Annotated in this window: 11 protein-coding genes; 2 read left to right on the top strand and 9 right to left on the bottom strand. The window is 56.6% G+C overall.

Features of this window, described 5'->3' with window-relative positions; translation table 11 throughout:
* Positions 1-7 precede the first annotated feature (7 nt).
* Genes M504_RS06890 through nadC form a run of 6 tightly spaced genes read right to left on the bottom strand, consistent with a single transcriptional unit; the run spans position 8 to position 7262 of the window.
* Positions 8-2797 (bottom strand): ComEC/Rec2 family competence protein, encoded by a 2790-nt coding sequence (locus M504_RS06890; protein ID WP_052200487.1) that lies wholly within the window; start codon positions 2795-2797, stop codon positions 8-10.
* Positions 2794-3999, bottom strand: a complete 1206-nt coding sequence (gene rlmD / locus M504_RS06895; RefSeq protein WP_052200488.1) for a 23S rRNA (uracil(1939)-C(5))-methyltransferase RlmD — start codon at positions 3997-3999, stop codon at positions 2794-2796. Before rlmD ends, M504_RS06890 begins: the two co-directional genes overlap by 4 nt.
* A gap of 3 nt (positions 4000-4002) precedes the next feature.
* Entirely contained in the window at positions 4003-4701 is a 699-nt protein-coding gene (locus tag M504_RS06900) for a hypothetical protein (RefSeq protein WP_047489430.1), read from the bottom strand.
* Positions 4702-4708: 7 nt separating this feature from the next.
* Positions 4709-5536, bottom strand: a complete 828-nt coding sequence (locus tag M504_RS06905) for a type III pantothenate kinase (protein ID WP_047489432.1) — start codon at positions 5534-5536, stop codon at positions 4709-4711.
* Positions 5537-5566: 30 nt separating this feature from the next.
* Positions 5567-6361, bottom strand: coding sequence for a biotin--[acetyl-CoA-carboxylase] ligase (locus M504_RS06910; RefSeq protein WP_047489440.1), 795 nt, complete (start codon positions 6359-6361; stop codon positions 5567-5569).
* 4 nt (positions 6362-6365) lie between these two features.
* Positions 6366-7262, bottom strand: a complete 897-nt coding sequence (nadC, locus tag M504_RS06915) for a carboxylating nicotinate-nucleotide diphosphorylase (protein ID WP_047489443.1) — start codon at positions 7260-7262, stop codon at positions 6366-6368.
* A 79-nt stretch (positions 7263-7341) separates the two neighbouring features.
* Between nadC and M504_RS06920 the strand changes: the two genes are divergently transcribed.
* A complete protein-coding gene (locus M504_RS06920; protein ID WP_047489446.1) occupies positions 7342-7746 on the top strand; it encodes a hypothetical protein in 405 nt (134 codons plus the stop codon).
* A 3-nt stretch (positions 7747-7749) separates the two neighbouring features.
* Here M504_RS06920 and M504_RS06925 read toward each other — a convergent pair whose 3' ends face one another.
* Both M504_RS06925 and M504_RS06930 read right to left on the bottom strand, forming a co-directional pair.
* Entirely contained in the window at positions 7750-9042 is a 1293-nt protein-coding gene (locus M504_RS06925; RefSeq protein ID WP_047489449.1) for a homoserine dehydrogenase, read from the bottom strand.
* A gap of 5 nt (positions 9043-9047) precedes the next feature.
* On the bottom strand, positions 9048-9533 hold the full coding sequence (locus tag M504_RS06930; RefSeq protein ID WP_047489452.1) for a nucleoside deaminase: 486 nt from the start codon (positions 9531-9533) through the stop codon (positions 9048-9050).
* A gap of 234 nt (positions 9534-9767) precedes the next feature.
* On the opposite strand from M504_RS06930, the gene M504_RS06935 reads away from it, so the two are divergent.
* Positions 9768-11120, top strand: coding sequence for an aldehyde dehydrogenase family protein (locus M504_RS06935; protein WP_047489455.1), 1353 nt, complete (start codon positions 9768-9770; stop codon positions 11118-11120).
* A gap of 68 nt (positions 11121-11188) precedes the next feature.
* Here M504_RS06935 and M504_RS06940 read toward each other — a convergent pair whose 3' ends face one another.
* Positions 11189-14200, bottom strand: a complete 3012-nt coding sequence (locus M504_RS06940) for a carboxypeptidase-like regulatory domain-containing protein (RefSeq protein WP_232296191.1) — start codon at positions 14198-14200, stop codon at positions 11189-11191.
* Positions 14201-14259: the final 59 nt, after the last annotated feature.

A 14259-nucleotide genomic window follows, 5' to 3' on the forward strand; every position in this document is an offset into this window, starting at 1 on the left:
GATGTAACTATCGCTCTGACATAAGAGCCGACATGTTGATGCTGCCATCAGCATGCAGGAGATAGCGGATTGCGCCCATAGTGTCTGTTCGTGCCGTCTTCACATGTGCCCCTTGAAGCCGTTGCAACACTTGCATGCGTGGATGACCGAATGGATTTCCTCTTCCGCAAGAGATCACCGCGCATTGCGACTGAAGTTGTTGGAGAAACTCTTCACTGGTGGATGTGTTGCTTCCATGGTGGCCAACTTTTAACAACGTAGAAGTTGGCAAACCATGGCGCAACATTGCTTCTTCAGAAGCGCGCTCCGCGTCGCCAGCCACTAGTACTGATGATTTGCCGTACTGCAAGCGAAGCACTAACGAGTCATCATTCGCTGGTTCGTTTCCGTTTTGATATCCCGGCACAGGACTCTCTGCGGTAATGCTAACGCTTCCAAGTTGTGCGGTATCTCCTAAGTGCATGCGCCGAACGCTAACGTTATCGGCCCCCGCTTCTTCAACGAGGTCTTGCAGCAAGGGCGATGCGGCATCCACGCTGATCCACAATTCCCGTGGATGAAAGTTGCGAAGAACGGCCAGCGCGCCTCCGATATGGTCGCTGTGCGCATGCGTGACTACAAGCACATCAATCGTGCGGATCCTTTGTCGCCACAGCATGGGTGAAACAATCTCTTCCCCGATATCGAAGTTAGAAGTTGTGTTTTGCGTCCGTGATCCCATGGGACCGCCAGCATCAATGACCATGACTTTCCCCTCGGGCGTTGTCACAAACTCCGAGTCTCCTTGCCCCACGTCAATCGATGTGAAGGACAACGCGTCACCTGCAAACGCCGGACGAGACGGTAGTAAAAGGACGACGAATGCAGCGACCGTCAGAACACATCCAATCCATGCAGATCTGCGTCGATGTTCATGCAGCAGAAGTATCGCGAGTAGCCACAACAAACATGCTGCAGCAATGCATGCGGGAAGCGGTGATGGGGCTCGCATATCCGCACCATGAGACGCATTCAGCGTGCGCACGACATAACCAATGCCATGCAGGCTAAGGGCCGTCATCGCTGCCGGAATTAGTGCAAGTAAGGGGTGCAGCAGAGAAAGCAGGAACGTTGTCATGGCACATCCCATAACAAATCCAATCAATGGAAGTGCTAGTAGATTTGCAGGTGCTGCGAATGGCGTCAGACGGTGGAAGTACACCATCATTGGCAAGGTCATTACAAGTTCTGCCATGAGTATGCTCAGGATGGCTTCGGAAACAACCAAGATTATCCGTAGTAACCATGCGGGCACACGCTGCGCGATGGGCATGCCATACCGCTTCGGCAACCAGCCCGTAAATAGCCGGCCCGCAACGCGGCAAGCGATGCGAAGCTGGGCCAGATACGGCGCGTAATGCACATCAAGATGAGTGTGTTCGATGTATTTCAGCGCATCGGCACACGGGCCTAACGTGCGCGATACAAGCGGCAAGGCGATACCACCCACTGCAAACACAGAAAGCACTGTCATCTGCAGGCTTGCTTCAAACAGTGCATTCGGGTCGAGACATAGCATTCCCAGAATGGCAATACCGAGAGCGTTCATCACCTGGCGTTCGCGGTCGAGAACCATTGCGAGAAGGTAGATCGTGGACATGAACAGTGCGCGACGGACCGGTTCTCCAAAACCGGTCAGCACCGCATATCCACTTACCCCCAACAGCGTGCAGAGAGCTGCACCCCACGGTGCCATGCGAAGCCGTAGAAAAAACTGATAGAACACAGCCATCAGGATCGCAATGTGAACTCCTGCGACGACGAATAGGTGAAAAGACCCCGTGCGCTCAAACGCCATCCGGACATTACGTTGCAGCGCCGTACGGTCCCCAAAGAGCATTGCGCGCAACATAGAAGCATCCGTTGCATTCCACTGCATGACATACGGAAGATATCTCATCCACGGAGAGATGGTGAGTAACGTAATGCGATCAGATGACCAATGCTGCGCACGTTGAAACCAACATCTAAACGAAATAGAAGACGGAGGCAGTACGCGGAGTTGCTTCACATCGGCAGTTGCCGCGATGATGATTCCGGCATCCTGCAACCGATCCGCATAGTTCCATATGTCCGGATCGCGAAATCGATCCTGAGGATGCATGCGGAGCGTAAGTTCTACGTGTGTGCCGCAAGGAAGATAGGGAACATCCTGTATGGCATTGTGTGATGAAAGCGTTGCCTGAATGCCCCCACTCACGGGGCGCATCACCGAAATGTCGGGCGTGATTTCTTCAGCACGTAAAGCATTCAGCTGCAGAACTTCACGTGCATTTCCTTCCGCTTCCTCCTCCTCCCAAGCGTCATCATCAGGCTTTGATGCAACAGAAGTGGAGATCATGCGGGAGTTCGTCACCACAGCTTCTACCTTGCGCTGCAGTGTATCGGCGTAAGGAATCAGCGATGCATTCTGTGTGGATGGCCGCAGCAATACAGTCGCCCACCCCAGTGCGATGAAGGCAACAGCAGTTGCAAACCACGCCATGCGTGGAGCTCTTGCCACTGCCGATGCAGCAACAACAAGAAGAAGAACGCACGTGAGTAAGACATGCATTGGCGGTTGCCACCAATTGCGGAAAAGGATGCCGAGCGCAAAACATCCGGCTATCACCAGCGCGGGACTGTTGTGGAGGCGCAGCGGCTGCACGCTACTGAATTGGGCGGGGTGCGTATAGACCTCGCCGAAGAACATGCTGCGCGCACCTTTGACACACTCGATTGCCGTATTGTGTTTTGCCTCAATGCCCTTGGTTGTCACGCGGTCTCGCGTCGAAATATAGCGATCGTTTCAGTGTGGAATGTCTGCGGAAAGAGATCCAGAAGATGAAAAGCTGCGAAGGTGTAGCCGCCTTCTGACAACGTCTTTGCGTCCCGCGCAAATGTGCCTGCATCGCAGGAAACGTACACTATTTCGTGCGGTTTGAGCCGTAGCAGTGACCGTAATGCGGACAAGGAAGCGCCGGCACGCGGTGGGTCCATCACAACAAGATCAGGCGTAACAAACGCGCGCGAAAGGAAGTCCTGAACCGTTGCGTGGGCTACACGATGCCGCGGGTATTCCGCCATGAGGGACGTCAGATCGGATACCGCTGGTTCGCCAATTTCTACAGCGATGCCCTGATCAAAACGCTTGGCCAAGGGGACAGAGAAAAGTCCCGCGCCTGCAAACAGATCCAAAACGAAATTGCCGCTGCGATGATCCACCACCACCTTCACCATCTCTGAAGTGAGAAAACGATTCACCTGGAAGAAGGCATTGCGTGTGATGCGATAGATACTGTCTGCAACGCGATAGGCTAGCTGCGACTCGCCCCAGCGGGCAATTTCAATGCGCTGCGTGGCCTGCACGCGCTTGGATTGTGCCTTGTCTGGAGCGGCTGCGGAGAGACCGCTTCCAACCAGTTGAGGAAATTCATTTCGCACCGTATCGCAAAGGAGACGAAGTTGCGCAGGCGCATTGCGACTTACTTCTGCGACCGGCGCATCACAATGCATGGATATCTGAACGCCTCGCTCTTCGCTATCGGTGAAGAGCTCCATCGCAACCGCTCCTTCCGGCCAACAGAGCTTTTCTTCACGTACAAGATCGCGCATCCTCAATGCCATGCGAATCAGCAACGGAGAAGCGATAGGACACTCATCAATCGAGAGAAAATCATTGCTGCCGCGGCGACTGTAGCCGATGCTGTCGTTGTCAATGCGCAAGCGGATGCGATTGCGATATTCCCATGGTTCGGCGCTGTGTGTTTCGATGGCAGGAACAGAGGAAATACCTGATGCGTGCAGAACATCTATCAACATGGCCTGCTTTGCAATGAGTTGATCTTTGTAAGTGATGTCCTGCACCTGACATCCGCCACACTGGCCGAAATGCGGACAACGAGCCGGGACACGATGCGGCATGGCGTCAATGATGGAGAGCAGCTTCTGTTCCGGCGCGATCTGTGCTGCGTGTCTCATCGCTTATTCGACGCTCATGTAGAACAGGCTAAGACGCGGCACGCCGCGCGCTTCCATCAGACGCTTGTGAACAAATTGTTCGGTTACCTGCTTCAACTGCACAGCCGACATCTTACCGCGATAGGGAGCTAATTCGCGCGCTGCCTGCGCGCGCAGAACCACCACTTCTTCTTCCGTTGCAGAAAGCATCAGGGCAGCAAACATGCGCTCTTCCAGAGCAGTTAATGTAATCTCCAGACCCTCAGTGGATGGCGCCGACTCCGTCTCCACTTCATCTGCAAGAGCGCGGAGCCGTTCCGCAAGCGAGACGAATGCAGCGTCCTGCTGCGCCCTAACAGCTGCTGCATTCTGGCGAAGATAGGCTGCGATGCGTTGTGGCTGAAATCCGCTGTCTTCTTCGCTTACAGCTGTTTTCGCGACACCCACAGCAGCATCACGCATTGCCTCTGTTGCAGCCATGACGGCCTGTGCACACCATGCGAGCCCGTTGACCTTGCGAACGCGTCCAGCAGTTTTTTGTGCGCGTTGATCGTATCTATCAAACGCGTCGTCAATGCCCTGCAGAACGGCTTCCAGAGGCACGCCTGCCTCTCTCCACATTTCAATCAGCGCCCAATCCAACGTACTGAGCAGTAGCAGGGTTCCTCTGCGCTGCTGGAAACGGATTTCGATCTCTGTAAAGTAGTTGAAGTAATTCAGCAACGCGCATTTACTCCGAGCGTTGTGTTGTGGTCATGGTGCGGCGGCGCACGCGATCCTGATTGCGCTCGTAAATCAAGCGAACACCATCCAGCGTCAGGTTTTCGTCCACGTGGCGAATCGTACGCGAGGTCTCAGCCAGCATGCGCGCAAAACCTCCGGTGGCCACCACTTTAGTCTCAGTTGCCAACTCAGCAATCATTCGCTCACAGATGCCGTCCACCAGGCCGATATAGCCGTAATAGAGCCCGATCTGAATGTGATCCACCGTGTTGGTACCGATCACTTTGCCCGGCTTGCGAATGTTCACACGTCCCAATTTTGCTGCACGCTCAAACAACGCATCTGCACTGATGCCAATACCAGGGGCAATTGCGCCTCCCAGATATTCGCCGCGTTGCGAGATCACATCAAACGTTGTCGCAGTGCCAAGATCCACAACGATGGTTGGCCCACCATAACGTTCAAAAGCCGCGACGCAATTCACTATGCGGTCTGCTCCCACTTCAGCCGGATTGTCCACCAGCACTGGAAGGCCCGTCTTCACACCCGGCTCCACGAAGAGCGGTTTCACGCCAAACAACTTTTCAATGACATCGCGGAACAGCGAATCAATCGGAGGCACCACGGATGAAATAGCCACTCCGGTTACCGCCGTGATATCGACTCCATCCATGTTGAAGAGAGCGCGCAACACCATGCGCAGTTCATCCAGCGTTCTTTGCACTGGAGTGGCAATACGCCAGCAGTGCGTTTGCGCTACGGGCGCTTCTGGGCTGGCCGGGCGGTACAGCCCTAGTACTGTGTTGGTATTGCCTACGTCGATCGCCAGCAGCATTCCTTTACTCCCTGCTTGTCGTCGGTTGTTTCACAACTCGCGAACTCCGCCATGGCGCACTACTCGTTCAGTGCCGTCGTCGCAATGGATGCGGAGAAGGCCCTCGGTTGTGAGTCCGGCGGTTTTGCCAGTATAGCCTTCCTGCTCCGCTACATGAACGCGCTTGCCGCGCACCCATGAGCTTTTCTGTTCCATACGATGGAAGACCTCATTGCTGTCCGAGTCAAGTTGCCGCAATTCCCCATCCATCTGCAGAAGCAGGGCAATGGCAAGCTCTTCCCTGCTCACGCTAACCCCCAGCTCACGACGCAATGACGTCGCAACAGTGGCAAGTTCCGCAGGAAATTCCAGCTGGTTCAGGTTGATCCCAAGCCCGATGGCCGCGTGCCGGAGTTCGCCGGATGGTGTGGAAACCGCCTCGGTCAGAATGCCACCCACCTTGCGTGCAGGATTCGCACCTGTCACCAGATCGTTTGGCCACCGAATATCCGTGATGCGTGACGCGGTAACTTGTCCAACTGCTTCAACGGCAGCCAGCGCCGTGATCATGGAGAGTTTCAGTACTTCGGAGCTTCGCAATGCCGGTCGCACCAGCATGGTCAGATAGAGGCCGCGATCCGGCTCTGAATGCCACGTGTGACCGCCGCGTCCTCGCCCTGCGGTCTGCTCGTCTGCAATGTAAACCTTGCCGGATTCCGCCCCTGCCTGCGCATCGGCGAGCGCCTGTATGTTTGTGCTGCCGATGGTGGCGAAGTGCTGCAGTCTGCCGTGGAAGATGGTTCCTTGCAGGGCTTCATTCACACGACCGACAGCAAAACTACCCATCGCCTCAGTACACATCCGCCGTAATACGCATGCTCAAATCCACCGCTACAGACGATCGCGTGAGCGCACCCACGGAAAGGAAGTCCACGCCCGTTTCCGCGTACTCCCGTGCATTTTCCAGTGAGATGTGTTCCGCAACCTCCAGCACCACCTTCGGCGCTTTCGCACGCATCACTTCCACGACTTCGGTAGTCTGCTTTGGCGACAAACCGACAAGCAGGAGAGCATCGGCACCCGCCGCGACCGCATCCTCCGCGTCCTCCAGGCTGCGGACCTCAATCTCGATCTTCTGTCCCGGTTTGCGTGCGTTTGCCACTCGCTGTACGGCTTTCGTGATGCCTCCTGCGATAACCACGTGGCTGGTCTTCAACATGATGCCGTCCTGCAGGTCCAAACGATGGTTCGCACCGCCGCCGCAAGTCACAGCGTACTTGTCCAACAGTCGTAAGCCGGGTACCGTCTTGCGGGTGTCCAGAATCTTCGCGTGTGTTCCCTGGGTGAGCTGCACAAACTCATTCGTCAGGGTGGCGATACCGCTCATGCGCTGCATCAGGTTGAGAATGACGCGCTCGCAGGAAAAGATGGCCGCTGCGGAATGCCGGATAACGGCCACGGTCTGGCCCTTCCGCACACGTACGCCATCGAACATTTCTGAATGGCTGATGACCTCATAGCGGCCACTGCTCTTCTGTCCACTACGCGTCTGCATCGCTGCAAATGCGTCGAACACAGCGCAAATTACGCCCAGGCCACAGATAATGCAATCCTGTCGCACGAGGATCGCCGCGGATGCGCGCAGATTCGGATCAATTGCCAGCGCCGTCGTGACGTCGCTGGTGGCCTTATCTTCCGCGAGAGCGGCTTCCACGATTGCTGCAATTTTTCTGCTTTTCCAGTCCATCCGATCACAATCCTAAAGGTGCAAAGCGCATCCTACGGTAAAGATGCCATAACGGCAATGCGCGTCGGCTGCGAGATAAATGATTCCTGAAATGCTGCCCGAAACCCTGGCCCATCAGGCCGCCATTCTGATTCTGCTGGCCATCCCCATTGCCTGCATGAGTTGGACAGTGACGCATGAAGAAGTGTTTCGCGAACCGCGCGAATACTGCAAGGATCTCAGCCAGAACGCACGTTCCCTGCCGCGACGGAAGTTTTTCTACCTCTTCACCTGCGAATACTGCTTCAGCCATTACGTCACCGCACTGGTGCTGCTTGTTACCCACTTCCAACTGTTGTACTCCGGTTGGCGGGGTTACGTTCTCGCTGAGTTCGCGCTGGTTTACCTCGCCAACGTTTACATGAGCCTTTACAACCGTCTCCGACTTGATATCAAGCACGAAAATGTAAGCATCGCCGTGGAAGAAGCGCAGAAGCCCGAATAGGAGCTAGTCTTCCGCCCTGTCGTCGTCCACGAGCATCTGCAGGCACAACGGCGCCTCCAGCATCGTGTTCATTCTGGCAATGGCCTTTACCGCGGCCTCCACCGTGGAGGTCAACGTGGGTTCCGTGGTAACAACGAAGGGTAGCGCATCCTTGGGATAGCCGGGCCGCTGCAGGATGCTGTCAATGTTCGCCCCCACCTTGGTCAAAGCACCCGAGATAGCCGACACTATGCCCGGCTTGTCCCGCACGATGAAGCGGAGATAGTGCGGTGCCAGGAACTCGCCCGTAACGGCCTTTTTCTTGACCGGCAGTGCTACCGAGTTTGAACCATGCACCACGGCCAACAGGTCGCTGACGATGGCCACCGCCGTTGGGTTGCCACCAGCGCCGTGTCCACTGAAAACAACATCGCCACCAAATTCACCGGACGTTACGACCATATTTTGCGTACCGTGGGACCAGGCAATGGGAGAACTCTTCGGCACCAGCATGGGCGCGACGCGTGCACGCAGCACGCCAGCGCGAAGCTCAGCACGTGCAATCTGTCGAACAGTGCAGCCAAGTTCCTTTGCATAGGCAAAGTCCACGGCGCTCACGTTGCGGATGGTCTGCGCAGGCACTTCATCGGGGTTGATACCAATCTGCATGGCGGCACGCACCAGGATGCAGAGCTTCGCGCGCGCATCGTAACCATCCACGTCCGCCGTGGGGTCAGCTTCGGCGTAGCCCGCCGCCTGCGCCTGCTTCAGCACATCCGCGTATTCCGCCCCCTGCTCCATGTGCGACAGCATAAAGTTGCAGGTGCCGTTCAGAATGCCGCTTAGACGCGTAATGCGATCGCCCTGCAAGCCATGCAGCGTAGCCGGAATGACCGGGACACCACCGGCAACTGCGGCGTTGTAAACCAGGACGCGATTGTTCTCACGCGCCAGCTTGGCAAGGCCTGCGCCTTTGTAAGCGATTAATTGCTTGTTCGCGGTGACGACGTGCTTGCCGCTGCTGAGAGCCTTACGCAGCCAGCCTTCAATGGGATCGATACCACCGATGGTCTCAATGACGACATCGACATCCGACTTCAGGATGTCCTGAATGTTTTCCGTCCAGACAATCCCGCTGTTCAGGCCTTTGGCCGTCGCGCCAGAGCGTTTGCGTTCCACGCCGCGGTTGTAAATATGCGTAAGTTCGATGCCAGGGAACTTCTGGCCGCGCAATAACTGCGCCACCGACGACCCCACCGTGCCGAAGCCGAGAATTGCAACCTTTGTTGCCGCCTTTGCCGCAGTCTGCTTCGCCATAGTGTTTAGTAGTCGATCCTTTCATTGCTGTTCTGCCATGCCTGGAACGAGCGAATGGCTTCGTCCGGCAACATGCGTTGAAACGGGATGCGTCGCTGTTCGAGCGGCCTGTTGACTTCGTCATACAAAAACTGATCGTCAAACCCTATCGCGGCTGCATCGGCTTTGGTATTCCCATAAAAAACCGACCGGCATCGCGACCAGTAGAGCGCCGCCATGCACATGGGACAGGGCTCGCATGAGGTGTAGATGTCACAGTCCTCAAGCTGAAAGGTCTCCAACTTCGCACACGCCGCGCGGATCACATTTACCTCGGCATGTGCCGTGGGATCATTCGTGCTGGTAACAGTATTTGCCCCAGCAGCGATGACTTCTCCATTGCGCACTACTACCGCCCCGAACGGCCCGCCGTTACCCGAAATGACATTGTCTGTTGCCAGCTCAATTGCCATGCGCATGAACTTCGGATCGGGGGAAACGGTATTGCTCATTCGGTAATGCCTCCCCCTAAGTATCGCAGGGCGCCATGAGAATGGCGAGTTCAGGGCACCGTCATGGTCCGGCCCGTTACTATAAAACCTTCGCCCGAGTGGTGAAGTGGAAAGCCAACTGCAGACTGGGTTTGCTACCGTAGATGCGATGGAGACCGGAGCCATACGCCGGTGCAACGGTATGCCGCGCGGTTGTCACGGGTATGCCGTCAGAGTTAGCAGCCGAGGAGTTTGATGCCACTGCAGTCCCTTAATCCGGCAACAGGAGACGTGCTCCGCACCTTTGAGATGTGGGACGAAGAGGCGTTGCGAACACGCATTGCGCAAGCCCATGAAGCGGCCACCCTCCAACGCATGCTTCCCCTTGAACATCGTCTCCTATGCCTACGAAAACTCGCCTCTCTTCTCGAAGAAGAAGGTTCAGAACTAGCGCGCTCCATTACGCAGGAGACGGGGAAAACCATTCTTGCTTCTGCAGCCGAAGTGGCGCGATGCGCTGACGCATGCCGTTACTATGTCGAACATGCCGTGCGGATGCTGGCTCCTGAACTTCTGCCCGGAGAGGGGGAGCATGCCTACGTGCAATGGAGTCCCATTGGCGTGGTGTTGGTCGTCCTGCCGTGGGAGTCTCCGTTTTGGCACGCTTTCCGCTTTTGTGTACCCGCCCTGGTTGCGGGAAACACCTTGTTGTTAAAGCACGCTGGAAGTGTGCCGCAGTGTTCGCTTCGCATTGAGGCACTGGTGCGACGCGCTGGATTTCCCCGTGGCGCTGTCACTGCCCTGTTAATCGAAGACAGACTGGTGGAGACGGCGCTGGCGGACGATTACGTTGCCGCAGTATCTGTCTGCGGAACGGAAGCCACCGGGCGCGCACTGGCGGCAAAAGCCGGATGGCAATTGAAGAAAAGCGCTCTCCAACTGCCGGGCAACGATCCGATGATCATAATGCCTTCTGCCGATCAGGATGCCGCCATTGCTGCCGTGATTGACGCCATCTGCAGGGGTGACAGCGTTCGACGCGTGATCCTGCACTCTGAGATGTATACAGCGGTCATGGGACGACTCATCGCCGCTGTGGAATCGCTATCTGTAGGAGACCCGCTGCGAGAAGAGACGCGCATAGGCCCACTGGGAACAGCCGACGCGGTGAAGCTTCTGGAGGAGCAGGTGAAGGCGGCAGTTACCGCGGGTGGCCGCCTTCTGACCGGTGGAACCCGCATGGTGGGCCGCGGAAATTTCTTCGAGCCGACATTGCTCGCCGACGTCCCGCGAAACTCTGCGGTGGCACGCGATGCTTTCTCGGGTCCTCTCTGTATGCTGTTCCGAGCCAACGATCTGCAGGATGCCATCGCAATCGCGAATGACACGCCGATGGGACGCGCTGCTTCCATATGGACGAAAGAACCAGGGGAACAGCAGCAGCTCATCCACGGTGTGGATGCAGGCTTTGTTGCGTTAAATGCGCTTCCAGCGGATGACCCACGGCTGCCGGTGGGCGGCGCGAAACGCTCCGGATATGGGCGGGAACTTGGCAGCCAGGGCATGCGCGAGTTTCTGGTTGCCAAGACAGTCTCGCTCGGCAAATAGTCCGTTTCTACAAAACAAGAAAGAGGCGCACCCGCAAGGTGCGCCTCTTTCATTTGTCTACTTGCCGATTAGAAGTTGAAGCTCATCTGCAGCGTGATCGTACGGACTGCGGCGGAGCTGCCGCCCGGTCCCATGCTGGACAACGAGGTGGACTTGCCGAAGAGGTTCTTCGAAGGATCCGCGTTGTACGAACTCAGCGAGCCGTTGGGAGTGGAGTACGGAACGTAGTTGAACAGGTTCTGAATCTGTGCGCCTACGCTGAGCGTGTACTTGTGTCCTGAGGATGCGCCGCCGCCGCCGAAGCCGCCAGGACCGCCAGGTCCACGACCGCCACCACCACCGCCGCGAGGACCGCCACCACCCGGAGGCATTCCACCGCCAGGACCATTTTGGCCGTTCTGGCCATTCTGTCCGTTACGGCCACCACGAGCTGCAGCGCCTGTCTTAGCGCCAAAGCCGAAGACCTTCACGACACGCAGGTTACCCTGCACATTCGACGGCCCGGTGCAATAGCCCTGGGGAACGCGGTTTCCGGAAGTAACGCCAGTCGCGATGAAGTCCGTAGCCGTTTTGCAGTTTCCGGAGATGCCGTTCGCAAAACCAGCACGGTCATTGATGATGGTGTCGCCATTCAGGTCCGATCCGGTCGTGATGTTGTACGGGCTACCGGAGTTCACACTGAAGAACGGGCTCAGGTTGATTCCGTACGGCGCATTCCAGTTGCCGAAGAGGAAGACGCGGTTCGTGGCATTGAACAGTGCACGACCGTAATCTGTCTTCGGATTCAGGCTGTCCGTCGGGAAGGAATCCGCGCCATTCGTGTTCGCTTTCGCATTGCTATAGACATAGAAGCCGAAGAGCGAGAAGCGCGGGCTGAGTTGCGTACGTACATTCACGATGAGCTGGTTCTGGCGATACACACCGCCAGACTGGTACTGGTACACGTAGTTTCCAGCTGCTGTCGGAATCGAACGCGACATATACATGTGATCGCCGATCGTGTTCAGGTAGTTGAACGAGACCGTAGACCGCTTGCCCACCTGCTGATCGGCTCCCAGGGCCAGCTGCATGTTGTAAGAAGAACGCAGATCCGGACCAAGCTGATAGATCGTCTTCGAACCGGCTGTTCCCGTGCCGCAATTTCCGGGATTGGAAGGGCCGCAATTTGTCGTGATTGCACCAACGCTGCCATCCGCGTTGCGAGGGCCGCTATAGATGTTCGTGATCTGGTTGATGCCGTTCTGACGTTGCGTCTGGATAACATCGCTCAGATTGAAGCGGTCATAAAAGATGCCCCACCCGGCGCGAATCACAGTACCAGGATTCCCCTTTTTCGAAGGAACACCGTAGGAAAGAGCGACACGCGGAGCGATATCGGCCTTGCTATTAATCGCACCCTGAGATTCCAGTCGTGCGCCATAGCTCAGCGTCATGTTCGGCTTGATCTTCCAATCATCTTCACCATAGAAACCAACATCTGTCAGCGACTGTTCCGCGCGTGGATTATTAATCGTGGTGACGCGGTACTGGAACGGCTGACCATGGACGTAGTTGTAATCCGATGTTGTAGGAGTGCAGGTCGTCACCGTAGTCGTGGTCGTGCAGTTGGTGGTGGGACCATAGGTGAACGCACCGTTTGAACCTGCATTGGAATACAAGGCTTCGCGGTTGACACGCAACCGCACGCCCGCGCGGATGAAGTTCTTTTGCAGAGCGATCGAAGTGTAGTTCTGCAGTTCCAGATGATCGTTCGTGCTGTTCTGGGTTCCTGCACTGGAACCACCACCCGTAAAGTAGCCAGTCAGTGTCAATGTAGGCGTTGTAGTCTGGGGCGCCTGTGAAGTGATCTCACGAACCAGTTGCAGACGCGTTTCGTTGATCAGCTTGCTGCTGATGATCTGCGTGTCACTGATGGTGAGCTGGTGCTCGTGGCTTCCGGTGTTGTAGGCCGTGGTGTTCAGCGACGTGGAACCAAGACCAGCGTTGTTGGCGGTGTTGTGCTCAAACTGATAGCGGATCGTCAGCGTATTCTTCTCGCCCAGGGCCACGTCATAACGCGGGGTCAGATCCCAGCGCTTCTGTGGATGGAACGTTGCGCGCGACGCATCCGGAAACGTGTTCAGAGCGCAGGTGAGATCGCCGGGCTGGCAAAGCACATTGGAAGCCGGGCCTGTGCTGATAATTTGTCCAGCGAAGATGCTGTTGTCTTCAATGTCACGGTAGCTACCGGCAATGGAGTACGAGCTGGTCTTGGTCGCGGGACCAGTCAGCGATCCGATGAAGAAGATGCGGTGATAATCCGGCTGCTGGTTTGCGGCACCGAGGAATGGGCTGGACGTATTGAACGACTTGTCGTTGCCCTGCAGGCTGAAGTTACCGTGGTATTTGTCCGTACCCGGCTTCGTGAAGACTTCCACACGACCAAAGCCCTGCTTGTCGAACTGAGCCGAAAACGGATTCTGGTTCACGCGGATTTCGCGGATCGAAGACTTCGGCGGAAGCGTACCGCCCGTGAAACCGTCCACGTAAATCTGTCCGCCGTTCGGACCCGCCGAAGGACCGGCCAGTGCCGACAGCTCGCTGGAAAGCTCATCCGGGTCATCAGAGAGTGCTTCCAGGTCCTTGTCCTTGATGACGACAGAGCTGCCGTTGGAATCCGGATCGGTGGAAACCTGCGTGTTCTGCGTGGTCACGTTGATTTCCGTAGACTCTGCCTGAACCGTCATGGCCGTATTGAGGTTCACGGTTGCCGTGCCCACTCGCACACCCTGGCGCACGAACGAAGCAAAACCCTGCATCGTAACCGTCACAGAGTAGGTGCCGGACGGAACATTGCGGAACGTGTACGCTCCATCCGCACCGGAGGTGGTCACCAGCGCTTGGCCCTTAGCGGGCGTCAGTGTCACTGTGGCGCCGGGGATCGCAGCCTGATCCGGATCCAGCACAAATCCTGTAACAGTGGCCGCGGATGCCGTCTGGGCATACGCCATCGGCGCGCAAAGGGTTGCGCTACCGGCCAAGCTTACCGAAAGAATTGCAATCGACAGTCGTCGAGAGCTTGTAAGGCAAAAGTTCATCATGACCCTCAAAGAAGGTGAAGTGTGTATGCTTCGGTGTTACCGCCGCAGCACAGGAGTTG

It is taken from the genome of Terriglobus sp. TAA 43 (genome assembly GCF_000800015.1).
Classification (GTDB): domain Bacteria; phylum Acidobacteriota; class Terriglobia; order Terriglobales; family Acidobacteriaceae; genus Terriglobus.

What these genes read in the sequence shown, in the direction of transcription:
- nadC (WP_047489443.1), bottom strand. Translation starts at nt 7,262, where the DNA reads ATGGACTGGAAAAGCAGAAAAATTGCAGCAATCGTGGAAGCCGCTCTC.
- M504_RS06930 (WP_047489452.1), bottom strand. Translation starts at nt 9,533, where the DNA reads ATGAGCAATACCGTTTCCCCCGATCCGAAGTTCATGCGCATGGCAATT.
- M504_RS06920 (WP_047489446.1), top strand. Translation starts at nt 7,342, where the DNA reads ATGATTCCTGAAATGCTGCCCGAAACCCTGGCCCATCAGGCCGCCATT.
- M504_RS06910 (WP_047489440.1), bottom strand. Translation starts at nt 6,361, where the DNA reads ATGGGTAGTTTTGCTGTCGGTCGTGTGAATGAAGCCCTGCAAGGAACC.
- M504_RS06925 (WP_047489449.1), bottom strand. Translation starts at nt 9,042, where the DNA reads ATGGCGAAGCAGACTGCGGCAAAGGCGGCAACAAAGGTTGCAATTCTC.
- M504_RS06905 (WP_047489432.1), bottom strand. Translation starts at nt 5,536, where the DNA reads ATGCTGCTGGCGATCGACGTAGGCAATACCAACACAGTACTAGGGCTG.
- M504_RS06940 (WP_232296191.1), bottom strand. Translation starts at nt 14,200, where the DNA reads ATGATGAACTTTTGCCTTACAAGCTCTCGACGACTGTCGATTGCAATT.
- rlmD (WP_052200488.1), bottom strand. Translation starts at nt 3,999, where the DNA reads ATGAGACACGCAGCACAGATCGCGCCGGAACAGAAGCTGCTCTCCATC.
- M504_RS06935 (WP_047489455.1), top strand. Translation starts at nt 9,768, where the DNA reads ATGCCACTGCAGTCCCTTAATCCGGCAACAGGAGACGTGCTCCGCACC.